Raw genomic sequence first — 23198 nt, 5'->3', positions numbered from 1 at the left:
CCCCGATGGACGTTTCGCTGATCCTCGGCGCGGTGGCCCTGGTCGTCGTGGCCTGGCTCGCCGCCTGCGCCGAGGCCGGTCTCGCGCGTGTCTCCAGCTTCCGCGCGGCCGAGGCCGTACGCTCCGGCCGGCGCGGGGCCGAGAAACTCGCCCAGGTCGCCTCCGACCCGACCCGCTATCTCAATGTGGCGCTGCTCGTCCGTGTCGCCTGCGAGATGGCGGCCGGCGTCCTGGTCACGTACGCCTGCCTCGAAGCCTTCCCGGAGACCTGGGAGGCGCTGCTCGTCGCCATCGCCGTGATGGTCCTCGTGTCGTACGTGGCCGTGGGCGTCTCGCCGCGCACCATCGGCCGCCAGCACCCGCTGAACACGGCGACGGCCGCCGCGTACGTACTGCTGCCGCTGGCCCGGATCATGGGGCCGATCCCGCAGCTGCTCATCCTCATCGGCAACGCGCTGACGCCCGGCAAGGGCTTCCGCAAGGGCCCGTTCGCCTCCGAGGCGGAGCTGCGGGCCATGGTGGACCTCGCCGAGCAGGAGTCGCTCATCGAGGACGAGGAGCGCCGCATGGTGCACTCCGTCTTCGAGCTGGGCGACACGCTCGTACGGGAGGTGATGGTGCCCCGTACCGATCTCGTCTGCATCGAGCGGTACAAGACGATCCGTCAGGCCCTCACCCTCGCGCTGCGCTCCGGCTTCTCCCGTATCCCCGTCACCGGGGAGAACGAGGACGACATCGTCGGCATCGTGTATCTGAAGGACCTGGTCCGCAAGTCGCACATCAACCGGGACTCCGAGTCCGACCTGGTGTCGACGGCGATGCGGCCCGCCGCCTTCGTGCCCGACACCAAGAACGCCGGTGACCTGCTGCGCGAGATGCAGCAGGAGCGCAACCACGTGGCCGTCGTCATCGACGAGTACGGCGGCACGGCCGGGATCGTCACCATCGAGGACATCCTGGAGGAGATCGTCGGCGAGATCACCGACGAGTACGACCGGGAGCTGCCGCCGGTCCAGGACCTCGGCGGGGGCAGCCACCGGGTCACCGCGCGTCTCGACATCGGCGACCTCGGCGAGCTGTACGGTCTGGGACCCGACGAGTACGACGACGAGGACGTGGAGACCGTCGGCGGTCTGCTCGCGAAGGCGCTCGGCCGGGTGCCGATCGCGGGCGCGAAGGCGGTCGTGGAGCTGCCGGACGGGCGTTCGCTGCGGCTGACGGCCGAGTCCCCGGCCGGTCGCCGGAACAAGATCGTCACTGTTCTCGTGGAACCGCTGGAACCGGAGGAGAAGCAGGCATGACCCCCGACGAGCTGCGCGCCTTCTGCCTGGACTTCAACGACGCGACGGAGGAGTTCCCGTTCGGCCCGGACGTCTCCGTCTTCAAGGTCGCCGGGAAGCTGTTCGCGCTCTCGTGGCTCGAATCCGAGCCGCTGCGGGTCAACCTCAAGTGCGATCCGGACGAGGCGGTACGGCTCCGTGAGGAGCATCCGGCGGTCGCCCCCGGCTATCACATGAACAAGCGGCACTGGAACACGGTGACCGTCGGAGAGCTCCCGGACCGGATGGTCCGGGAGCTCGTCGAGGACTCGTACGACCTGGTGGTCGCGGGTCTGCCGAAGGCCGTACGGCTCCGTCTCGACAGGCCGTAGCCCTCGACCGGCCGTAGCTCTCCCGCCGGCGTGGTTCAGGACCGGCGCCGCAGACCGAGGCCGATCAGGACCGCCGTGCCGAGGACGATCGCCGCGTCCAGGACGAGGACCGTGCGGACGCCCCCGTACAGGTCACCGCCCGTGGTGGCGAGCACGCCGAGCAGCGGGATGCCGAGCGTGAGGCCGACCTGCTGGGTGGTCGTCACCAGTCCGGTCGCCAGGCCCTGCTCCTCGTCCGGCACACCCGAGGTGACGGTCAGTCCGTACGAGATGATCGCGCCGAGGTGGCACATCGAGGCCAGCGAGACGGCGACGGTCGCCAGGATCACGCCCGACTCCTCGCCCAGGCCGAGCAGCGCGGCCGTCAGCACGCCCTGTCCGGCCAGCGAACCGACCAGCGTGCGGCGGGCGCCGATCCGGCCGATCACCTTCGGCGCGAGCATGCCGGCCACGACCGACATCACGCCCTGCACACCGAAGATCAGACCGGTCACGAAGGCCGACAGGTCCAGGGTCTCCTGCAGGTACAGGGTGAGGACGAAGACGACGGTCGACATCATCGAGAAGGTGATCAGACCGCCCAGGTTGCCGAAGGCGACCGTGCCGCGCCGCAGCATCGGCAGCGAGACCAGCGGGGCCGCGTGCCGGGACTCGACCCGCACGAACACCGCGAGCAGCACGATGCCCGCCACCAGGGTGACCAGCACGTCCGTGCCGCCGAAGCCGCGCTCGGCCGCCGTCGACAGGGCGTAGATCAGGGCGAGCAGACCACCGGTGACGGTCACCGCGCCGGGCACGTCCAGCCGGGGCCGCTCGGGGGTGCGGGACTCGGGGAGCAGGCCCGGGGCCAGCGGCAGCACGATGACGGCGAAGAGGGCGAGCAGGCCCATGGTGGAGCGCCAGCCGAGGGTGTCCGTCATGACACCGCCGAGGACCATGCCGACGGTGAAGCCGAGCGAGAGCAGCGTGCCGGAGATGCCGAGTGCCCGGTCCCGCAGCGGACCCTCGGGGAACGTCGTGGTCAGCAGGGACATGCCCGTGGGCACGATCGCGGCGGCGCCGATGCCCTGGAGGGCGCGGCCCGTGAGGAAGGCGGCCGGGTTCCAGGCGAAGGTGGCGAGCAGCGAGGCGAGGCCGAAGAGGGCGAGTCCGGCGAGGAAGAGCTTCTTGCGTCCGTAGAGGTCGCCCATGCGTCCGAAGAGGAGCAGGAAGCCGCCGGAGGGCAGCGCGAAGGCGGTGACGGCCCACTGGAGGGCGGACTGGCCGAGGCCGAGGTCGGCGCCGAGGACGGGCAGCGCCACGTTCAGTACGGAGAAGTCGAGCGCCACCATGAACTGGGCGGCGCAGAGCACGAAGAGGATGAGCCGGGTGCGGCCGGTGAGGGCCGGGGGAGCGGCCGGGGTGCCGGTACCGGTGCCGGTGTCGGTGGGGGGAGAGGTCAGGGTTGCCATGTCCCCACCCTCGGTGTTCGGGAACAAGGCTGGGGAGCGGGTACTTATGCTGTTGGTCGTACCACCAGGCAGCCAGGGGGAGGAAGCACACGTGGCCACCGCTCTCGAGAGCACCACGACGAAGCAGCACCGACTGGGCGAACTGCGCGAGTTCCTGATGAGCCGTCGGGCCCGGGTCAGCCCGGCCGAGGCGGGGCTCCCGGACGGCGGTCCGCGGCGCCGGACACCGGGCCTGCGCCGGGAGGAGGTCGCGGTCCTCGCGGGCGTCGGGGTCTCCTGGTACCAGTGGCTGGAGCAGGGCCGGGACATCACGGTCTCGCCGCAGGTGCTCGACTCGGTGGCGCGGGTGCTGCGGCTGAGCCCGGCGGAGCGGCGCCATCTGTACGTGCTGGCGGCGCTGAACCCGCCGGCCCCGGAGACGGCGCCGGAGGACCGGGACATGTGCGACGGGCTGCGGCGGCTCATCGACGCGTGGATGCCGTTCCCCGCGCACATCATGGACGTGTACTGGAACACCGTCCTGTACAACGACGCGGCGGCGATCGTGCTCGGGATGGGTCCCGACATCGCGCAGAACTGCCTGGTCACCTTCTTCACCGAGCCGCTGTACCGCACTCGCATGGCCTACTGGGAGGAGCTCGCGCCCCGGGTCGTCGCGCAGTTCCGCGCGGCGTGCTCGGAGAGCCCCGAGGACGAGGGTTTCCGGGCGGTCGTCGAGGAGGTCAAGGAGCTGAGCCCGGAGTTCGCGGAGCTGTGGGAGCGGCGGGACGTCATCCCCGGCGGCCAGAACCGCAAGGAGCTGGAGCACCCGCTGGTCGGCACGCTGTACGTCGAGGCGACCCAGCTCAGGGTCCCGGCCCGCCCGGACCTGGTGATCGTGCTCCACACCCCGCTGGCGGAGGCCGGCACGGCGCAGAAACTGGAGTGGCTGGTGTCGCCGGAGGGGCGTCGCGGGGCGATGTACCCGGTCGCGGGCTGAGTTCCGGGGCGGACCTATGCTCAGGGGCATGACACTCAGCAGCGAGCACGGCGACCTCGGCGCCGAGGACCTCAAGATCATCACCCTGGCGCGCAGCGCCCGCGCCCGTAACGGTGTGCCCGAGGGGGCCGCGGTGCGGGACGAGACCGGTCGTACGTACGTGGCGGGGACCGTGGAGCTGGAGTCGCTCAAGCTGAGCGCGCTGCGGACCGCGGTCGCGATGGCGGTGGCGAGCGGCGCCCAGTCCCTGGAGGCGGCGGCCGTCGTGTCGAACGCCGAGTCCGCCACGGACGAGGACCGCGCGGCGGTACGGGACCTCGGCGGCCCGGAGACCCCGGTGCTGCTTGCCGGCCCGGACGGGCAGCTGCGCGCGGCGGTCACGGCGGGCTGAGCGAGCCGGCCGCCGCCCGAGCCGAGCGGCGTGGCGTCGCACGGGCGAGTGGCCCAGCGGCGTGGCGTCGCACGGCGAGTGGCCGAGCGGCGAGAACTGGACATCGAGGGCCCGGCGTGCACGCGCCGGGCCCTCGTGCGTCACCACGTTTGTGTCTTTGTGAAGGATCACCGCACCTTCTCTTGCCTTCCCATGCGGTCTGCGTCTCAATGAACACCGGTTCGCCCGACGGACCGTCAGATCTCCACCATTCACGCAGTGTCCGCACCCCTGCGTTCGCCATCGGAAGGGGTTCGAACTCGCCATGAGAAGCAGAAGCACCTTAGGGGCCGTCGCGGTTCTCGCCGGAGGACTCGCCGCCGCCTCGCTCGCCTTCGCGCCGACGGCCGCCGCCGTCTCGCCGGGCTCGGCCACGGCGACGTACGACTGCGGTACGTGGGGCGGCGGCAGCGCCACCCTCGTCGCGACGCAGAACGGCACGGCCGCGACCATCACCGTCACCTCGGCCGTGACGACGCCGATCGCGGTCGGCGCCGACCAGATCAACGCCACGCTGACGATGGCCAAGGCCGGCGGCGGTACGCGGGTCTTCACCGGCAAGAAGAACCCGCCGCTCGCCGGTGGCGGTTCCGTGGTCATCGGCCCACTGAGCGGGACCGTGGCCTCCGGCGACAGTCTCAACTCGTACTTCGCGGGTGTCGCCCTCAAGATGGTGATCTTCGGGGTCACGGTGAACTGTGACGCGGTGACGTCGCAGTCGCCGGGGCCGTTCGTCTTCAGCTGAGCCCTGCACAAACCGGACCGGTGTCGCCCTGGGCGGCACCGGTCTCCGTCGTGTTCCGGAGCGGTGGTCGGGCGGCTGACCTGCGAAAACGCAGAAGGGCGAGCGATCTTGACAGTATCTGACGGGACATCAGTCGATGTCTCCCACGTGCATTGACTTCTCTCCGCCCGCAGCCGTCAATGGCGCCCACTCATCCCTCAGGAGGGGGCACACACATGGCACTCACCCGATCCCGGGCGGCGGCCCGAAGACGGCGCTGGACCGCCGTCCTCGGCGCCACCGCCCTCGCGGTCGCCGGCGGCGGCGCACTCGCCGCCCCGGCCGGCGCGACCGGCACGTCCGTGGAGGTCCAGTTCCCCACGCGCTGCGTCCCGCCGCCGATCGCCGGCATCCCGCCCATCGAGGGCACGACCACCGCCGCGATCACGGTCGACAAGACCAGCCCCAAGGTCGGCGACACGGTGACCGTGACCTACACGATCACCAAGCCCGCCGCGTCCAACCCGGTCGACCTCGCGCTCCCGGCCGACATCATGACGCCCAGCGGCAAGGTCGTCCTCGGCGGCGCCCAGACCGGCGCGGTCACCGTCAACGGGCCCAAGAAGAACCCGCCGGTCCCCGGCAAGGGCTCCTTCCCGGCCTTCTCGATGACCGGCACCTTCACCGTCACCCAGGCCGGGTCGATCTCCCTCTCGCCCGGCGACTACAACATCCACACCAGCTACCTCATGGAGCTGGACACCCCCTGTACGGTCCTCAACCCGCCCGCCCCGGTTTCCGAGACGGTCGTCGCGAGCCCCGTGACCAGCCCCAACACCCGCGCGCTCCAGCTCGACACCGCCTCCGGCGACGCCGGCGTCCGGGTGACCGTCAACGGCTCCAAGTTCACCCCGCTCACCGACGTCACCGTCGTCGGCCGCGCCGGAGCGGCGGAGACCGCCGACCGGATGACCGTCACCACCGACAGCGAGGGCTCCTTCGCCGCGCGCCTGAAGGTCAACGACGTGGCGACCACCGGGATCGTGGCCTACGAGGGTGCGGCCTGGGACCCCGACAAGGGCGCAGGACCCGCCGCGTACAAGGTCGTCGTACCGGCGCCGCCGAACAGCCAGACGATCACCGCGGCCGTCACCGCCGGCGAGCTGTCGATGACCCAGGCCGGGGACGCCGTCGAGCTGTCGTCCGTCGACTTCGGTCAGGGCGGCGCGGCGACCGGCGACCTCAAGACGGTGACGGTGAAGGACTTCCGCGGCGGCCCCGCGGGCTGGTCCCTCACCGGCAAGGTCACCGACTTCACCGGCACCGGCGGCTCCATCGGCGCCGGCAGCCTCAGCTGGACCCCGGCATGCACCGCCAAGGCCGGCAGCCCCAGCACCTGCGCGGCCGGCTCGTCCGGTCCGGTCGGCAGCGGTGGCGCGACCCTCGCCTCCACGCCGAACGGTGCCCTCACGGGCGGCGAGTTCACGATCGACGCGGGGCTCTCCCTCGACGTCCCGGCCTTCACGGCGCCGGGCTCGTACGCGGGCGTGCTGACGCTCACCCTGTCCTGACCACCGTGCGGGCCGGGCGCGCACCCGGCCGGCCCGCTCCGCACCCCGGGGGTTCCGACTCGTGCGCACGCTGTACGTACTCCTCCTGAGCGTCCTGAGCGCCCTCCTCGTCACGCTTGGCGCCGCGCCGAGCGCGGAGGCCGCCGAGAACGGCGAATGGGCCGTCTATCCGGCCGCCGCCCAGCTGGGCAGCCGCCCCTACTTCTTCCTCACCGCCGACCCGGGCTCCACGATCACCGACCGGGTCACCGTCGCCAACAAGACGGCCGCCCCGCTGACCTTCCGGCTCTACGGCGCCGACGCCTACAACACCGACCGGGACGGCGGCTTCGCCGTCCGCACCCAGCGGGAGAAGCAGACCGGCGCCGGTGCCTGGATCAAGCCCGAGCGGACCCGGATCACCGTCCCGCCCGGCTCCGCCGTCACCGTCCCGTACACGCTGACCGTCCCCGCCGACGCCGACCCCGGCGACCACCCCGGGGCCCTCGTCGCCCTCGACGAGCGGATCAGCCCCGGCGGGCGGGGCTCCGTCGCCGTCGGCGTCCAGCGCGCCGTCGCCGCCCGCCTCTACCTGCGGGTCAACGGGCCGACCGTGCCCGCCCTCGCCGTCGAGGACGTCACCCTCGACCAGGACCGGCCGCTGGTCCCCGGCACCGGTGCGAGCAGCGCGGTCGTCTCGTACACGCTGCACAACCGGGGCAACGTGACCCTCAACCCCAAGGTCGCCCTCCGGGCGGAGGGCCTCTTCGGGCGCACCCTCCTCGACCGCGACCTGGCGAAGGTGCCGTCCGAGCTGCTGCCCCGGCAGAAGATCCGGCTCACCGAGCGGTGGACCGGCTCCCCGCAGCTCGACTGGGGTGACGTCACCCTCACCGCCATCGCGAAGGACGTGAACGAGACGGGCACGGTCTCCTTCCTCGCCCTGCCCTGGTTCGCGGCCGCGACCCTGGTCGTGGGGGGTGCCGTGGGCCTCTTCGGCCTGCGGATACGGAGGCACAGAGCGGCCCGCACGGAGCCGAGTGCGCACGTGAGTACGTGAGGCGGGCGCTCATCGGGGACAATGGCCCCCATGAGCGCTCGCAACCAAGAAACCGAAGCCGTCCACCGGGCCGGCTTCGCCTGCTTCGTCGGCCGCCCCAACGCGGGCAAGTCCACCCTTACGAACGCTCTGGTCGGCCAGAAGGTGGCCATCACCTCGAACCGGCCGCAGACCACCCGGCACACCGTCCGGGGCATCGTGCACCGCCCGGACGCGCAGCTGATCCTGGTGGACACCCCCGGCCTCCACAAGCCGCGCACCCTCCTCGGCGAGCGGCTCAACGACGTCGTGCGCACCACCTGGGCCGAGGTCGACGTGATCGGCTTCTGCCTGCCCGCCGACCAGAAGCTCGGCCCCGGCGACAAGTTCATCGCCAAGGAGCTCGCCGGGATCAAGAAGACCCCCAAGGTCGCCATCATCACCAAGACCGACCTGGTCGACTCCAAGACCCTCGCCGAGCAGCTCATCGCCGTCGACCAGCTCGGCAAGGAGCTGGGCTTCGAGTGGGCGCAGATCGTGCCGGTCTCGGCCGTCGGCAACCAGCAGGTCCAGCTCGTCGCCGACCTGCTGGTCCCGATGCTCCCGGAGTCCCCGCCGCTCTACCCGGAGGGCGACCTCACGGACGAGCCGGAGCAGGTCATGGTCGCGGAGCTGATCCGCGAGGCCGCGCTCGAAGGCGTACGGGACGAGCTGCCGCACTCGATCGCGGTGGTCGTCGAGGAGATGATCCCGCGCGAGAACCGGCCGGCGGACCGGCCGCTGCTCGACATCCACGCCAACGTGTACATCGAGCGCCCCAGCCAGAAGGGCATCATCATCGGCCCGAAGGGCAGCCGGCTCAAGGAGGTCGGCATGAAGTCCCGGAAGCACATCGAGGCGCTCCTCGGCACCCCGGTCTTCCTCGACCTCCACGTCAAGGTCGCGAAGGACTGGCAGCGCGACCCGAAGCAGCTGCGGAAGCTGGGCTTCTAGTTCCGCGGTCCTACCGAGGACCCCTCGCGCCGCGTTGTTCCCCCCTGCCCGCGGCGCCATCATCCGGTCGGTACGTGTCGACGCGTACCGACCGGTCGAACATGGGGGAACACATGGACGTCGTCTTCGACAGTGACGTGTTACCGGCCGCCGCACGGGCCGCGGGCTGGCAGGAGCTCGCCGACCAGGCCCTCTGCGTCACCCAGGTCCGGTATCCGGACGAGGGCGGTCTGAAGGTCCGGCTCAAGGCCGTGGCCCTGCGCGAGGGCGTCCAGCTCACGGCGCTGACCTACGGCTCCCTGGCCTGCCGGCGGACCCCGGCGCTCATCAGGAGGTCGGACCCCGAGCTGTACCAGCTCGCCCTGATCACAGGCGGGCGCCAGAACCTGGAGCAGTGCGACCGGAGGGTGTCGCTGGTCCGGGGCGAGATGGTGCTGTACGACTCCTCACGGCCGTACGAGGCCTCGGTCACCGCCGAAGGCGCCCTCGCCGACTCGCTCATCCTGAACGTCCCGAAGCGCCTCCTGCCCTTCCGTGACGCCCACGTCTCCCGACTCCTCGCCGTCCCCCTCGCCGCCCGGCAGGGTGTGGGCGGGCTCCTCGCCCGCTTCCTCACCGGCCTCCGCGAGGAGGCGCCGCACTGCACGCCCCAGGACACGGGCAGACTGCAGAGCGCCGCCCTCGACCTGGCGGGCGCGGTCCTCGCCCACCACCTCGACCGGGAGCGGTCCCTGCCGTCCCACACGCAGCAGCACGTCCTCTTCCTGCGGATCGGGTCGTTCATCCGCGCGCACCTGGGCTCCGAGGACCTCACGCCCGCCGTCGTCGCCTCGGCGCACCAGATGTCCGTCCGAGCCCTGCACCGGCTCTTCGCCCACCACAACACCACGGTCGCCGACTTCATCCGGCGCCAGCGCCTCGAACACTGCCGGCGCGACCTGACCGCCCTCCACCTCAGCCACCTCACCGTGCACGCCATCGGCGCCCGCTGGGGATTCCCGCGGCCCGCCGTCTTCAGCCGGGTCTTCCGCGCCGCGTACGGGCTGCCGCCGGGCGAGTACCGGCACCGGGCACTCCTCCGCGCGGGCACGCGGAGGTAACGACCGGGCACGGAGTGCGAATGGCCCGGCGGGGTGGGCTGGCTAGCGTCCTGCCCGGCGGTGGAACCCCCACCGACCGCAACGGGAGGAAAGCACCCATGCTGAAGAAGCTGATCGCGAGCGTCGCCGTCATCGCCGCGGCCGGGCTCGGCGCAGGCGTCACCGCCTCGCCGGCCGCCGCGGCCGTGTGTCCGTCGGGGGCGCTCTGCGCGTACCTCTCCGCGAACTACGCGGGCGACCCGGGCACGGTCTACGGCAACAACAGCAACCTGCTCCAGTACAACAAGTTCAACAACGCGGTGTCGGTGTCGAACTCGGGCAACGACTGCAGCGTCCGCATCTACAGCGGCACCGGCCGCACCGGCTCGTCCGTGAACATCCCCAGGGGCTACGGCATCGGGAACCTCTCCGGTACCGCCTTCTACAAGAACGTCGCCTCGAACCACTGGTGCTGATGCCGTGAACCTGCGACCAGCGGCTCTGTTCGTCCTGTGCCTGCTGGCAGTGGGCGGGTGCTCCCCGGCACCCGCCCACCGGGACGCGAGCACCCTCCCCGTCCCCCTGGACGGGGCCACCGTCGTCCCCGAGCGGCAGGCCGGGACGCTGTACGAGGCCGAGGAACGGGCCGTCGACGCGTGCATGAGCCGGCGCGGCTTCGCCTACGAGCCCGTACCCGCCGCCCGGCCCGTCTCCGCCAACCCCTACGGGCTGCTGACCGAGGACGCCGCCGGGGCCGACGGCTACGGTCTCGCGTCCGCCGCCCTCGACGGCCGCCCGGACGACCCCAACGCCCCCGCCCTCGCGAAGCTGCCCGAGGCCCGGCGCACGGCCTGGCAGGCGGCACTCGTCGGGACGGGGAAGCGCCAGCTGACCCTGACGGCGAGCGGAGCTCCCTCGCTGCGCGTCAACACCGACGGCTGCGTCTACCTGGCCCGCCGCGAGGTCTACGGCGGGGCATGGGAGCAGGCGGAGGTCGACGCCACCGGAGCGAGCACGGAGGTCGTCGCCCGGGTCGCCGCCGCCCCCGAGTTCCTGGCGGCGCAGCGGACGTGGGCCGCCTGCATGGCGGAGCAGGGGGAGAAGGCCGGCACGCTCCAGGAGGCCCGCGGCCTCGTCCAGGACGCGGTGCTCCGGGCCGGCGACGACCGCCAGGCCCTGCTGCGGGCGGGCCGCCGCGAACAGGAACTGGCCCGGCGCGACGCGCTCTGTCAGGGCCGCGCCGGCCTCGCCGAGGTCGTGCGCGCCGCCCAGGGGGACGTCCAGGCCCGGCTGCCGAAGGCCTCGTGGGCCAAGGCCACCCAGGTCAGGGAGTTGCGCGAGCAAGCCCTGCGGAGGACGGGCGGCGCGTGACCCCGGGGGCCACGGCTCAGGCGCCTTCCTTGAGGACCCTCGTGATGAGGGCCCTCTGCGCTTCCGTCAGGCGCGGATCGCCGCAGCGGACCGTGCGGTCGTCGACCGTGATCTCGTACGAGAAGCCGTCCGGCACGCCCCGGCCGTCGTCGTCCCCGTCCGCGAGGACCGTGATCGCCAGGGCGTGCCACTCGGCGGCGTCAGGCCGGCCGGAGGTGTCCACCTCCGCCGACCGCTCGATGCCCGCGAAACCGCCCGTGCGCCGCACTCGAATCCGCATGGCACCTGTGTACCAGCCGGATCAGTCGGTCGGTACGCCCACCGCCGACCAGGCCTTCAGGACGGCCTGGATCTCCTCCCCGTCGCCGTACCGCGCCCGCGCCGCCGCCACGGTGGCCGCCGCGAACTCGGAGAACCGGGCCTCGGGGGCGAGCGTCCCGCCGGTCATCACGTCGTACCAGATCTGCCCGGCCCGCTCCCAGGCGTTCCCGCCGAGCTCGGTCGCCGCCAGGTAGAAGGCGTGGTTGGGGATGCCGGAGTTGATGTGCACGCCGCCGTTGTCGCGGCCGGTGCGGACGTAGTCGTCCATGTGGCCGGGCTGCGGGTCCTTGCCGAGGACGTCGTCGTCGTACGCGGTCCCCGGGGCCTTCATGGAGCGCAGCGCCGTCCCTTCCACGTTCGGGTGGAAGAGGCCCTCGCCGATGAGCCAGTCGGCCTGGTCGGCGCCCTGGCCGAGCGCGTACTGCTTCACGAGGGAGCCGAAGACGTCGGAGACGGACTCGTTGAGGGCGCCGGACTGGCTGAAGTACTCCAGGTTCGCCGAGTACTGGGTGAAGCCGTGGGCCAGTTCGTGGCCGATGACGTCCACGGGCAGCGTGAAGTCGAGGAAGATCTCGTCGTCGCCGTCGCCGAACACCATCTGCTCGCCGTTCCAGAAGGCGTTGCCGTACTTCTCGTCGTAGTGGACGGAGGCGAGCAGCGGCAGCCCGGCGCCGTCGATGGAGTTGTGCCCGAAGGCGTCGAGGAAGAGGTCGAAGGTGGCGCCGAGGCCGGCGTACGCCCGGTTGACGGTGGCGTCCCCGGTCGCCGCGTCGCCCTCGCCGCGGACCTTCGCCCCCGGCAGGTCGGTACCGCGCTCGCAGTCGTAGATCGTGCGGTGCGGCTTGCCGGCCTCGGCGGGGCCGAGCGTGGGCGCGGTGCCGGGCAGCGGCAGGATCCGGAACGTACGGGCCGAGGCGTCCGCGATGAGCGTACGGCGCGCGGCGGCGGCGACGGCCGGGTTCGAGGAGTGCGCCAGGTGCTCCAGGAGGTGCGGGGGGACGATCGAGCAGAACACGGGGGAGCGGTGCGAGGCAGGCGTCTGGGGAGTCATGCTCGCAATGTGGCACTGCGTGAGCCCACTGTCACGGGATGAGACGAGGATTGGCGAAATGGAGTGATGCGTCACTGTTCGGGCTTGACGTGAGCGCCGTCCCGCATACTGATACGGGACGTCCGCCTCCGTCGTCCCTGGGCTAGGCTGCGGCACATCATGCGTTTCGGGCTGCTTCTCCTTAGCTGCCGCGGCGAGGGCCTGTAGTCGTAGGCCGACCCCCTCCCCGCGGGACCTGGTGTTGCGTTCGATCAGTCGGCCGTCCCTCCCCAGCAGGACTCGAGGAGCCCAACGCAATGAGCCAGTCCCCCTTCGTCAGCCGCCCCACGCCCGTCACCAACGCGACGCAGCTGCAGAAGCCGTCCGGGATGCCGATCCACAAGTACGGCCAGTACGAGGCCGTGCAGATCCCCGACCGCACCTGGCCCGAGCAGCGGATCACCAAGGCCCCGCGCTGGCTGTCGACCGACCTGCGGGACGGCAACCAGGCGCTGATCGACCCGATGTCCCCGGCCCGCAAGCGCGAGATGTTCGACCTGCTCGTCCGCATGGGCTACAAGGAGATCGAGGTCGGGTTCCCGTCCTCCGGCGAGACCGACTTCGCGTTCGTGCGCTCCATCATCGAGGACGGCGCGATCCCGGACGACGTCACCATCTCCGTACTGACGCAGGCCCGTGAGGACCTGATCGAGCGGACCGTGGAGTCCCTGGTCGGCGCGAAGCGCGCCACCGTCCACCTGTACAACGCGACCGCGCCCACCTTCCGCCGCGTCGTCTTCCGCGGCTCGAAGGAGCAGATCAAGCAGATCGCCGTGGACGGTACGCGGCTGGTCATGGAGTACGCGGAGAAGCTGCTCGACGAGCGCACCACCTTCGGCTACCAGTACAGCCCGGAGATCTTCACCGACACCGAGCTGGACTTCGCCCTGGAGGTCTGCGAGGCCGTCTGTGACGTCTGGCAGCCCGGCCCGGGCCGCGAGATCATCCTCAACCTGCCCGCCACCGTGGAGCGTTCGACGCCGTCCACGCACGCGGACCGCTTCGAGTGGATGTCCCGGAACCTGACCCGCCGCGAGCACATCTGCGTGTCGGTCCACCCGCACAACGACCGCGGTACGGCCGTGGCGGCGGCCGAGCTGGCGATCATGGCCGGCGCCGACCGCATCGAGGGCTGCCTGTTCGGGCAGGGCGAGCGCACCGGAAACGTCGACCTGGTGACCCTGGGCATGAACCTGTTCAGCCAGGGCGTCGACCCGCAGATCGACTTCTCGCAGATCGACGAGATCCGCCGGACGTCCGAGTACTGCAACCAGATGGAGGTCCACCCGCGCCACCCCTACGCGGGCGACCTGGTCTACACCGCCTTCTCCGGCTCCCACCAGGACGCCATCAAGAAGGGCTTCGACGCCATGGAGGCCGACGCGGCCACCAAGGGCGTCACCGTCGACGACATCGAGTGGGCCGTGCCGTACCTGCCGATCGACCCGAAGGACGTCGGCCGCTCCTACGAGGCCGTCATCCGGGTCAACTCGCAGTCCGGCAAGGGCGGCATCGCGTACGTCCTGAAGAACGACCACAAGCTGGACCTGCCCCGCCGGATGCAGATCGAGTTCTCGAAGATCATCCAGCAGAAGACGGACACCGAGGGCGGCGAGGTCACGCCGGCCGCGATCTGGGCCGTCTTCCAGGACGAGTACCTGCCCAACCCGGAGAACGCCTGGGGCAAGATCCAGCTGCGCTCCGGCCAGACCACCTCCGACACGGACGGCACGGACACGCTGACCGTCGAGGCGATCGTCGACGGCGCCGAGACCGTGCTGTCCGGCTCCGGCAACGGCCCGATCTCCGCGTTCTTCGCCGCCCTGCAGTCGATCGGCGTGGACGCCCGTCTGCTGGACTACCAGGAGCACACGATGAGCGAGGGCGCCTCCGCGCAGGCCGCCTCGTACATCGAGTGCGCCATCGACGGCCAGGTCCTGTGGGGCATCGGCATCGACGCCAACACGACCCGCGCCTCCCTGAAGGCGGTCATCTCGGCGGTCAACCGCTCCGCCCGCTGACCCGCTCCCGCCGCTCCTCACACGACCGCCCCGTCCCCTTCCGAGGGGGGCGGGGCGGTCGCGCATGTGCGACCGAGTCAGGTTTCCGGCCGAGCGCCACCCCGGAGGGTGATCTCGCGACGACCGGTTCGGCCATCGGACCCGGCGTGATCGGCGCCGCCGTGGCCGCCGTCCTCGTCGGTGGAGGCTTCCTGGCCTTCGCAAAGCGCCGTCGCCGCGCTTCCTGAACAGTGACGTGTCTCGGCCATCTCCACGGTGAAGTGCTGACGGGGTGCTGACGCCACATCAAGGATGTGGCTAACATCACGCCAACGCCGGCAGTGCAGCCGGGCCGTTGAGGAGGTGCGTGTGCGGTCTGCCCGGAATTCACGTGGTGGGAAAGTGGGCGTCTGCGGAATCCGCACCTCCTGGAACACCGTCGGAGACGGCGAGTTCTTCTGCGAGGAGTGCGGGGGCGACCGGAACTACCGGCGCCGCACCGGCCGCCGCAGGTTCGCCGTCCTGGGCGTCCCGGTCCTGCCCCGGGGCTGTACGGGCCCCGTCGTCGAATGCGCGGCCTGTCACACGCGCTTCGGTACGGAGGTGCTCGACCACCCCACGACCAGCCGCTTCTCCGCGATGCTGCGGGACGCCGTGCACACCGTCGCCCTGGCCGTGCTCGCGGCCGGCGGCACCGACTCGCGGGCGGTCCTCGACCGGGCCGTGAGCGCGGTCAGGTCCGCGGGCTTCGCCGAGTGCACCGCCGTCCAGCTCGTCGACCTCGTCGAGGCCCTGGAGGCCGACACCGGGCGCTTCATGCCCGAGGTGAACCCCGAGGGCGCGCTCCTCGCGATCGAGCTGCACGAGGCCCTGGAGCCGCTCACCCCGCACCTGGCGTCCGCCGGGCGGGAGTCGATCCTCCTCCAGGCCGCCCGGATCGCCCTCGCCGACGGGGTCTACAGCCCGGCCGAGCGGGAGGTCCTGGGGACGGTCGGCAACGCACTCGCACTCGCTCCGGACGACGTCCTCCGCCTGCTCGCCTCGGCCCGGACGGTGCCGTAGCCGGTTCGCGGGCCGGATGCCCTACGGCGCGATGTTCTGGTTGAGCCGGAACACGTTGTCGGGGTCGTACCGGCGCTTGACCGTCCGCAGCCGGTCGTAGTTCTGGCGGTAGTTGACCCGTACCCGGTCCTGGTCGTCGGTGTCCATGAAATTCACGTACCCGCCCTCCTGGGTGTGCGGGCGCAGGGCCGCGTCGTAGGCGCGGGTCCAGGCGATGTTGTGTTCCGAGTCCGCCGGGTCGGTCCAGGTGCCGCCGAAGGAGTGCGAGAAGACGGCGTCGCGGTAGGCGAACGCGGTGTCCTGCGCGCCCATGCGGTGGCAGGCGCCGTCGATCGGGAAGATCGCCGTGTCCGATTCGAGGGACGGCATCGTCGCGCCGTATGTCATGTGGGCCGCGATCGCTCCGTCCGAGAGCTCGCGGCTGAAGTTGCCCTTCCAGTAGTGGTAGAGCCCGGCCGGCAGCTGTTCGTCGAAGAGGGTGTTGACCACCGGGTACGGCATGCGCTCCATGAACCGGCCGATGACCGGGCCGAGCCCGTCCAGGCGGGCGAGGACCTTCTCGTCCTCCGCCTCCGGGCCGCTGAAGCAGGTGAACGCGGCGCAGATCGGGCGCCCGTGCCAGCGTTCGGGGAGGAACGGTTCCTCCGGGCCGAGCGCGAGGACGAGGATCGAGTTCAGCTCCCAGGGCGCCACCGTGATCATCGCCTGCCAGGCGCGCGCCACGTCCCCGTCGAGCGGGTAGCAGCTCAGGCCGCCGAAGACGTCCGCGACCGGGTGCAGCCGGTAGGCGAGCGAGACGGCGACCCCGAAGTTGCCGCCGCCGCCCCGCAGCGCCCAGAACAGGTCCGGGTTCCGCTCGGCGTCGCAGGTCACGAGCGTGCCCTCGGCGGTCACCACGTCCGCGGCGATCAGGTTGTCGCAGCTCAGACCGTAGCGGCGGGCCAGGTGGCCCATGCCGCCGCCGAGGGTGAGGCCGCCGATGCCGGTCGTGGAGATCACCCCGCCGGTGGTGGCGAGCCCGAAGGCGTGGGTGGCGTGGTCGAAGTCGCCCCAGGTGGCGCCGCCCTCGGCCCGTGCCGTACGGGCCTCCGGGTCGACCCGCACCCCGCGCATCCGGGACAGGTCGACGACGAGACCGTCGTCCACGGTGCCGAAGCCGGCGACCGAGTGGGAGCCTCCGCGCACCGCCAGGGGGAGGTCGTGCTCCCGGGCGTACAGCACCGCCGCGATCACGTCGCCGGCGTCCACGGCGTGGACGACGACGGCCGGGCGGCGGTCGTGCAGGGCGTTGTAGACCCGGCGGGCTTCGTCGTACGACGGGTCACCGCGGGTCACGACGGTGCCGCGCACGGCACCGCGAAGCGTGTCCAGGGGGTCGGCTGTGGTGGTCATGTCTCCGGTGTAGCCCGGTGGGGGCGGCCCGCGCATCGCCCGAACCGCCCATGTCCGGCAACCGGTCCGTATGGGCTGTTCGGACCATGCCGGCCGGACGACGAGATCTCAGAAGGTCTCGGCAGGTCTCAGAGGATCGAGTGCGCGTACGCGTACGCCGTGGCGGAGGCGCGGGAGCCGACGCCCAGCTTGGCGAAGATGTTGTTGAGGTGCCGGGCGACGGTGTGCTCGCTGATCACCAGCTCACGGGCGATGTCCTTGTTCGTGCCGCCCGAGGCGACCAGCCGCAGTACCTCCGCCTCCCGCGCGGTGAGCCCGCCCGGGAGCCGCCGTCGTGTCCCGCCGGTGAGCAGCGCGGCCGCGCGCCGGGCGTCCGGTACGGCCCCGAGCCGCTCGAAGACCGCCCGCGCGGTGCCCAGCTCAAGGCGGGCCGCCTCCTCGTCGCCCGCCCCCCGGTCGGCCGCCGCGAGCAGCATCCGTACCTGTGCGGCCTCGTACGGCACCCGGAGCTCCAGCCACCCGGCGAGCGCCCGGCGCAGCGGGAGCAGCGCGTGCGGGCTCTTCTCGGCCAGGGCCACCGAGCCGAGGGCCGTGTCCGCCAGGGCCCGCAGCAGGGGTACGTCTCCGTCCGTGTGTCCCGCGAGTGCGTCGAGGTCCGCCGCCGCCCTCGCCGCCCCGGGTACGTCGCGGACGGCGAGGGCCACCTCCGTACGGGCGGCGAGCAGGCGGGCCCGGCCCAGGACGTCGTGGTCGGGGTCGTTCCGGCAGGCCAGGGCCAGGTCGACGCCCGCCACGGCCGCGTCGGCCCGGCCCTGCGCGAGGCGCAGGAGCGCGAGGCCCGGCTGCGGGATCCTGCCGAGCTCGTGGGCGTGCCCGTACGAGACGGCGGCCGCTTCGAGGCGGCCCTGATGCCGCTGGACGTCCCCGGCGGCGTAGTACGCGGCGGCGGCCGACTCCAGGCAGTCCACCGGCACCTCGCGGCAGGCCTGCCGGGCCTCCGCCTCGGCGAGCGCCCAGGCCCCGAGGAGGTCGAGGACCTCGACCCGGTGGGCCCGGCAGACGCCCCGGAAGGGGTTCTCGCCGGAGGGGACGGTCATGGGGAGCGGGGCGGTAGGGGTTCGGGTCTCTGCCGAGTCCGGCGGGCGGCCCGTCCACGGCGGGGCGCACCACTCCATCGCCGCGTTCGTCCACTCCACCGCCCGGGCGAAGTCGGCGGCCTCCATGCACTGGGTCAGGGCCAGGCAGTACAGCCAGCCCGTGACCATGCCGCTCAGTTCGCCCGCCGACACCGCGCACATCGCGTCGTCGAGGAGGGCGAGGCCCTCGGTCCTGCGGCCGGCCGCGAGGAGCACGCGGGACTCGGTCTGGCGGCTGAGGGCGAGGAGGTCGGGGCTGCCGGAGGCGAGGGCGAGGGCGGTCATGCGGCGGGTCGCGGCGAGGGCGGTCTGGTGTTCGCCGTGCGCCGAGGCCTCCTCGGCCGCCGTCATGACCAGGAAGCACTGCTCCGGGCAGTCCGGCAGGTCCTCCAGGTGGTGCCGGGCCCGGTGGAGCCAGCCGGCGGCCGCCGCGGGCCGCCCGAGGCCGGCGTACTCGTAGTGCAGCCACCAGGAGGCGAGTCCGGCGCCCCGGTGGTCGTCGGCCGCGAGATAGGCGGCGTGCGCCCGGAGCCGGGCGGTGACGGACTCGTCGACGTGCCCGGACCACCAGGCGGCGTCGGCGAGGACGGAGAGGTCGTCGGCGGTCAGGCCGCGCGAGGGATGCCGGTCGTGGGCGTGGAGCAGCTCGTACGCCTCGGCCCAGGACTCACGGGCGGCGGCGCCCCTGGCGCGTTCGACCGCGTCGATCGTGGTGGGTGCGGACATGACTCTCGCCTCTTCCCGGTCCTTTCAGAGTAGGACCGGGAAGAGGCGAGGGCCTGCGAAGGCGAAGGCCCTACTTGATCGCTCCGCTCGCGCGCAGCATGTCCTCGCGCTCGACGATCTTCACGCGCTCGCGGCCCTGCGGCTCGCCGAGCGCCTTCTCGGCGGCGTCCAGCGCGTACCAGCCCTCCCACGTCGTGTACGTGAGGCCCTTGCCCTCCAGGAAGGACACGACGGCGTCCGTCTCCGGGGTGTCGGGGGTGAGCAGGCGGCCGTTCGCGAAGTCGTCCAGGAGGTTCGCCACGGTCTCGTTGGCGTCGCCCTTGGTGTGGCCGATGAGGCCGACGGGGCCGCGGCGGATCCAGCCGGTGCAGTACGTGGAGGCCATGTGCTCGCCGGTCTCCTCGATGACCCGGCCGCCCTCGTCCGGGACGGTGCCGCTGGTGGTGTCCCAGGGGAGCTTGGGCAGCTCGTCGGAGAGGTAGCCGACGGCGCGGTAGACGGCCTGGACGTCCCAGTCCGTCGTCGTGCCGGTGCCCTTCACGTTGCCCGTGCCGTCCAGCTCGGTGCGCTCGGTGCGCAGGCCGACGACCTGGCCGTCCTCACCGAGGATCTCGACGGGCGACTCGAAGAAGTGCAGGAAGAGCTTGTGCGGGCGGTCGCCGACGTCGCGGATCGCCCAGTTCTCCAGGGTCTTGGCGACCATGTCGGTCTGCTTGTTCTTGCGCCGCTCGGCGATCGAGCCCTCGTCGTAGTCGATGTCCTCGGGGTTGACGATGACCTCGATGGTGGGCGAGTGGTCCAGCTCGCGAAGCTCCATGGGGCTGAACTTGGCCTGGGCCGGGCCGCGGCGCCCGAAGACGTGGATCTCGACGGCCTTGTTGACCTTGAGACCGTCGTGGACGTTCGCCGGGATCTCGGTCGGCAGCAGCTCGTCGCCGGTCTTGGCGAGGATGCGGGCGATGTCGAGGGCCACGTTGCCGACGCCGAGGACGGCGACCTTCTCCGCTTCGAGCGGCCAGGTGCGGGGGACGTCCGGGTGGCCGTCGTACCAGGAGGCGAAGTCGGCGGCGCCGTACGAGCCGTCCAGCTCGACACCCGGGATGCGCAGCGGGCGGTCGGCCATGGCGCCGGTCGAGAAGATCACCGCGTCGTAGAAGGCGCGCAGGTCGTCGAGGTGGATGTCGGTGCCGTAGTCGATGTTGCCGAAGAGGCGGACCTGCGGCTTGTCGAGGACCTGGTGGAGGGCGTTGACGATGCCCTTGATGCGCGGGTGGTCGGGGGCCACGCCGTAACGGATGAGGCCGAAGGGGGCCGGCATCCGCTCGAAGAGGTCGATGGACACACCCGGCTCGGCGGCGGCCTCGGACTTCAGCAGCGCATCGGCGGCGTAGATTCCGGCGGGGCCGGCGCCGACGATCGCGACCCGGAGGGGGCGGGGCATGACTGGGTTCCCTTCGCAAGCGACGTGGCGACGAAGCCGCCGACACTTAGGTCACCCTAAATAATCCCGGGAGCGGAGTGGTACCCGCCCCCGGTCTATGAGCCCATAAGGCGGACTTATGACTTCTCAAAGTCCTCCGCTGTCTGGAGTGGGCCCGGCGCCACGAACGGCGCGAACTCGCAGATCCCCGCCGCCACCCCCGCCGACACCGCCTTCGGCTCCGCCGTCCCATGGAAATAGGAGGCATGCGGCGACTTGTTGATGGGCTTGCGCCGCGTTCGTTCGAAAATACCGCCGGTTTGTAGGACCTCGTCGATTCTCTTCGCCGCATGCTGCTGTGGCTTTCGAATTCCCTGATCGAACAGCCCGATGTATCCGCCGGACGCGAACACCCGTGCGCCCGGATCGCTGGCCATGGATTAACTCCCCAACGCTGCGCCGCAGTTGCACGACCTGCGCATCTGCCGATTCTACGGATCCGGCCCCACCCTGGTGAGGCGAAGAAGGAAATGGATTCAGAAAGGCATACGTTGGTGAAGGAAGACATCATGAAGACGACCACGGGGGCCATCGAAGCCGCACAAGAGGCAGTGACGGAATTGCGCGAGGCGCTCGCGAGGGCCGGAATCAGGCTTCCCTCGCTCGGGCCCGACGTCGTCACCCTCGCCGCCGATCCTCCGAGGCCGCTCGTCGCATTGGGATGCTGCACGGTGGAAACGGCTCGGCTCCTCGCCGCCGCCGTCCTGCCGGGGGAGGAGAGCCGGTCATGACACTGCCCATCGGGTCGTACGTCGTCGAGATCCGCACCGGGCGGGTCGGGAGGGTCATGGGGCACGTAGGGCCCTACGTCCAGATCCGGCCGCTGGGCGGCGGACGGGAATGGGACGTGGAGCCCGACGGAGTACGGGAGGCCACCTCGGCCGAGCGCCTGAGTGCGGCCACGGCGCACGTGAACGCGCGAAGCCGCGGAGAGGTGCCCTGACAACGCACCACGTGGTACGCGGAACGCCCGGCCGGGAGGGGACCCCCGGCCGGGCGTTCGTCGTGCGGAGGGCACGAGTGTCATGGCCCCGTGGGCCCGTACCGGTCCGGAGGCCGCCTCCCGTACGCGAGAATGGGCGCATGAGTCTGTTCCGCGACGACGGCATCGTGCTGCGCACCCAGAAGCTGGGCGAAGCGGACCGCATCATCACGCTCCTCACGCGCGGTCACGGGCGCGTACGCGCCGTGGCGCGCGGGGTCCGGCGGACGAAGTCGAAGTTCGGCGCGCGGCTCGAACCGTTCTCGCACGTGGACGTGCAGTTCTTCGCCCGGGGGAGTGAGCTGATCGGGCGCGGCCTGCCGCTCTGCACCCAGAGCGAGACCATCGCCGCGTACGGCAGCGGCATCGTCACCGACTACGCCCGCTACACCGCCGGCACCGCCATGCTGGAGACGGCGGAACGGTTCACCGACCACGAGGGCGAGCCCGCCGTACAGCAGTACCTGCTGCTCGTGGGCGGCCTGCGGACCCTCTCCCGGGGCGAGCACGCCCCCCACCTCATCCTGGACGCCTTCCTCCTCCGCTCGCTCGCCGTGAACGGCTACGCGCCGAGCTTCGACGACTGTGCCAAATGCGGCATTCACGGACCCAACCGGTTCTTTTCGGTGGCGGCGGGTGGTGTCATATGCGGCGACTGCCGGCCTGCCGGAAGCGTCGTACCCTCTGCGGAGGCCATCGGCCTGCTCAGCGCGCTGCTCACCGGCGACTGGGCGACGGCGGACGCGTGCGAGCCGCGTCACGTCAGGGAGGGCAGCGGACTCGTGTCCGCCTATCTGCACTGGCACCTGGAGCGCGGCCTGCGCTCGCTGCGGTACGTAGAGAAAAGCTAGGTAGGAGAGACCACGTCATGGCCATCGCACGACTGCTCGGTCGCCAGCGCCGCGAGTACAGCACCCCCGAGCCGCACCCGTCCGGCGCCCGCCCGCCGAAGCTCCAGTCGGAGCTCGTCCCCGAGCACGTCGCGATCGTCATGGACGGCAACGGCCGCTGGGCCAAGGAGCGCGGCCTGCCCCGCACCGAGGGGCACAAGGTCGGCGCCGAGCAGGTGCTCGACGTGCTCCAGGGCGCGATCGAGATGGGCGTGGGGTCGATCTCGCTCTACGCCTTCTCCACCGAGAACTGGAAGCGCTCGCCCGAGGAGGTGCGCTTCCTGATGAACTTCAACCGCGACTTCATCCGCAAGTCCCGCGACCAGCTCGACTCGCTCGGCGTGCGGGTGCGCTGGGTCGGCCGGATGCCCAAGCTGTGGAAGTCGGTGGCCAAGGAGCTCCAGGTCGCGCAGGAGCAGACCAAGGACAACACCAAGCTCACGCTGTACTTCTGCATGAACTACGGCGGTCGCGCGGAGCTCACGGACGCGGCGCAGGCGATGGGCGAGGACGTGAAGGCGGGCCGGCTGGACCCGTCGAAGATCACCGAGAAGACCATCCAGAAGTACCTCTACTACCCGGACATGCCGGACGTGGACCTGTTCCTGCGGCCCAGCGGCGAGCAGCGCACCTCCAACTACCTGATCTGGCAGAGCGCGTACGCCGAGATGGTCTTCCAGGACGTGCTGTGGCCCGACTTCGACCGCCGCGACCTGTGGCGGGCCTGTGTCGAGTTCGCCCAGCGCGACCGTCGCTTCGGCGGTGTCGACCCGGCCGACATGGCCGTCCTCGACAAGGGCTGAGCCGAACGAGGCCCGAGCCGTACGGACCGACTGTCCGTACGGCTCGGGC

Annotated in this window: 24 protein-coding genes; 17 read left to right on the top strand and 7 right to left on the bottom strand. The window is 71.5% G+C overall.

Annotated features, from left to right (window positions below; genetic code table 11):
- The first annotated feature begins 5 nt into the window (after positions 1-5).
- Positions 6-1301 carry a hemolysin family protein gene (locus tag OG462_RS15965; protein ID WP_406058122.1) on the top strand — a complete coding sequence of 432 codons (1296 nt, stop codon included), beginning with the start codon at positions 6-8 and terminating at the stop codon, positions 1299-1301.
- A complete protein-coding gene (locus tag OG462_RS15960; protein WP_266891739.1) occupies positions 1298-1651 on the top strand; it encodes an MmcQ/YjbR family DNA-binding protein in 354 nt (117 codons plus the stop codon). The genes OG462_RS15965 and OG462_RS15960 overlap by 4 nt, the downstream gene beginning before the upstream one ends.
- Before the next feature lie 35 nt (positions 1652-1686).
- Here the strand turns inward: OG462_RS15960 and OG462_RS15955 are convergent, their stop codons facing one another.
- Positions 1687-3102, bottom strand: coding sequence for an MFS transporter (locus OG462_RS15955; RefSeq protein WP_406058120.1), 1416 nt, complete (start codon positions 3100-3102; stop codon positions 1687-1689).
- 157 nt (positions 3103-3259) lie between these two features.
- Between OG462_RS15955 and OG462_RS15950 the strand changes: the two genes are divergently transcribed.
- The 9 genes from OG462_RS15950 to OG462_RS15910 all read left to right on the top strand — a co-directional run bounded on the left by OG462_RS15950 (position 3260) and on the right by OG462_RS15910 (position 11267).
- Positions 3260-4081 carry a helix-turn-helix transcriptional regulator gene (locus OG462_RS15950; protein ID WP_406066562.1) on the top strand — a complete coding sequence of 274 codons (822 nt, stop codon included), beginning with the start codon at positions 3260-3262 and terminating at the stop codon, positions 4079-4081.
- 28 nt (positions 4082-4109) lie between these two features.
- Complete coding sequence (locus tag OG462_RS15945; RefSeq protein ID WP_406058118.1) at positions 4110-4472, top strand: cytidine deaminase; 363 nt, start codon at positions 4110-4112, stop codon at positions 4470-4472.
- 304 nt (positions 4473-4776) lie between these two features.
- Complete coding sequence (locus OG462_RS15940; protein ID WP_406058116.1) at positions 4777-5256, top strand: hypothetical protein; 480 nt, start codon at positions 4777-4779, stop codon at positions 5254-5256.
- Between the two features lie 215 nt (positions 5257-5471).
- On the top strand, positions 5472-6806 hold the full coding sequence (locus OG462_RS15935; RefSeq protein WP_406058114.1) for a beta-xylosidase: 1335 nt from the start codon (positions 5472-5474) through the stop codon (positions 6804-6806).
- Positions 6807-6867: 61 nt separating this feature from the next.
- The gene (locus OG462_RS15930; protein WP_406058113.1) at positions 6868-7845 is read left to right on the top strand and encodes a WxL protein peptidoglycan domain-containing protein; all 978 of its coding nucleotides are present in this window, start codon (positions 6868-6870) and stop codon (positions 7843-7845) included.
- Positions 7846-7866: 21 nt separating this feature from the next.
- On the top strand, positions 7867-8817 hold the full coding sequence (gene era / locus OG462_RS15925; RefSeq protein WP_406058111.1) for a GTPase Era: 951 nt from the start codon (positions 7867-7869) through the stop codon (positions 8815-8817).
- A gap of 74 nt (positions 8818-8891) precedes the next feature.
- On the top strand, positions 8892-9917 hold the full coding sequence (locus OG462_RS15920) for a helix-turn-helix domain-containing protein (RefSeq protein ID WP_406058109.1): 1026 nt from the start codon (positions 8892-8894) through the stop codon (positions 9915-9917).
- 98 nt (positions 9918-10015) lie between these two features.
- Positions 10016-10372 (top strand): peptidase inhibitor family I36 protein, encoded by a 357-nt coding sequence (locus OG462_RS15915; protein ID WP_406058108.1) that lies wholly within the window; start codon positions 10016-10018, stop codon positions 10370-10372.
- 4 nt (positions 10373-10376) lie between these two features.
- Entirely contained in the window at positions 10377-11267 is an 891-nt protein-coding gene (locus OG462_RS15910; protein ID WP_406058106.1) for a hypothetical protein, read from the top strand.
- Positions 11268-11283: 16 nt separating this feature from the next.
- On the opposite strand, the gene OG462_RS15905 is transcribed toward OG462_RS15910, so the two are convergent.
- Together OG462_RS15905 and OG462_RS15900 are read right to left on the bottom strand one after the other, a co-directional pair.
- Positions 11284-11547 carry a protealysin inhibitor emfourin gene (locus OG462_RS15905; protein WP_406058105.1) on the bottom strand — a complete coding sequence of 88 codons (264 nt, stop codon included), beginning with the start codon at positions 11545-11547 and terminating at the stop codon, positions 11284-11286.
- A gap of 21 nt (positions 11548-11568) precedes the next feature.
- A complete protein-coding gene (locus tag OG462_RS15900) occupies positions 11569-12639 on the bottom strand; it encodes a M4 family metallopeptidase (RefSeq protein ID WP_406058103.1) in 1071 nt (356 codons plus the stop codon).
- A gap of 296 nt (positions 12640-12935) precedes the next feature.
- Here OG462_RS15900 and leuA point away from each other — a divergent pair, with 296 nt between their 5' ends.
- Positions 12936-14699, top strand: coding sequence for a 2-isopropylmalate synthase (gene leuA / locus OG462_RS15895; RefSeq protein ID WP_406058101.1), 1764 nt, complete (start codon positions 12936-12938; stop codon positions 14697-14699).
- Between the two features lie 348 nt (positions 14700-15047).
- A complete protein-coding gene (locus OG462_RS15890) occupies positions 15048-15740 on the top strand; it encodes a TerB family tellurite resistance protein (protein WP_406058100.1) in 693 nt (230 codons plus the stop codon).
- A 21-nt stretch (positions 15741-15761) separates the two neighbouring features.
- On the opposite strand, the gene OG462_RS15885 is transcribed toward OG462_RS15890, so the two are convergent.
- The 4 genes from OG462_RS15885 to OG462_RS15870 form a co-directional block, all read right to left on the bottom strand.
- The gene (locus OG462_RS15885) at positions 15762-17132 is read right to left on the bottom strand and encodes an FAD-binding oxidoreductase (protein ID WP_406058098.1); all 1371 of its coding nucleotides are present in this window, start codon (positions 17130-17132) and stop codon (positions 15762-15764) included.
- 128 nt (positions 17133-17260) lie between these two features.
- Complete coding sequence (locus OG462_RS15880; RefSeq protein ID WP_406058096.1) at positions 17261-18994, bottom strand: LuxR C-terminal-related transcriptional regulator; 1734 nt, start codon at positions 18992-18994, stop codon at positions 17261-17263.
- A 70-nt stretch (positions 18995-19064) separates the two neighbouring features.
- Entirely contained in the window at positions 19065-20435 is a 1371-nt protein-coding gene (locus tag OG462_RS15875) for an FAD-dependent oxidoreductase (RefSeq protein WP_406058094.1), read from the bottom strand.
- A 116-nt stretch (positions 20436-20551) separates the two neighbouring features.
- On the bottom strand, positions 20552-20851 hold the full coding sequence (locus tag OG462_RS15870; protein ID WP_406058092.1) for a hypothetical protein: 300 nt from the start codon (positions 20849-20851) through the stop codon (positions 20552-20554).
- Between the two features lie 132 nt (positions 20852-20983).
- On the opposite strand from OG462_RS15870, the gene OG462_RS15865 reads away from it, so the two are divergent.
- The 4 genes from OG462_RS15865 to OG462_RS15850 all read left to right on the top strand — a co-directional run bounded on the left by OG462_RS15865 (position 20984) and on the right by OG462_RS15850 (position 23149).
- Entirely contained in the window at positions 20984-21205 is a 222-nt protein-coding gene (locus tag OG462_RS15865; RefSeq protein ID WP_406058090.1) for a hypothetical protein, read from the top strand.
- On the top strand, positions 21202-21417 hold the full coding sequence (locus OG462_RS15860; RefSeq protein ID WP_231074811.1) for a hypothetical protein: 216 nt from the start codon (positions 21202-21204) through the stop codon (positions 21415-21417). Before OG462_RS15865 ends, OG462_RS15860 begins: the two co-directional genes overlap by 4 nt.
- A gap of 140 nt (positions 21418-21557) precedes the next feature.
- Positions 21558-22307, top strand: a complete 750-nt coding sequence (recO, locus tag OG462_RS15855; protein WP_406058088.1) for a DNA repair protein RecO — start codon at positions 21558-21560, stop codon at positions 22305-22307.
- 17 nt (positions 22308-22324) lie between these two features.
- Positions 22325-23149 (top strand): isoprenyl transferase, encoded by an 825-nt coding sequence (locus OG462_RS15850; protein ID WP_406058087.1) that lies wholly within the window; start codon positions 22325-22327, stop codon positions 23147-23149.
- Positions 23150-23198: the final 49 nt, after the last annotated feature.

The sequence above is a fragment of the Streptomyces sp. NBC_01077 genome (genome assembly GCF_045162855.1).
Lineage (GTDB): Bacteria > Actinomycetota > Actinomycetes > Streptomycetales > Streptomycetaceae > Streptomyces.
This window is presented reverse-complemented; position numbering and strand designations above follow the sequence as displayed.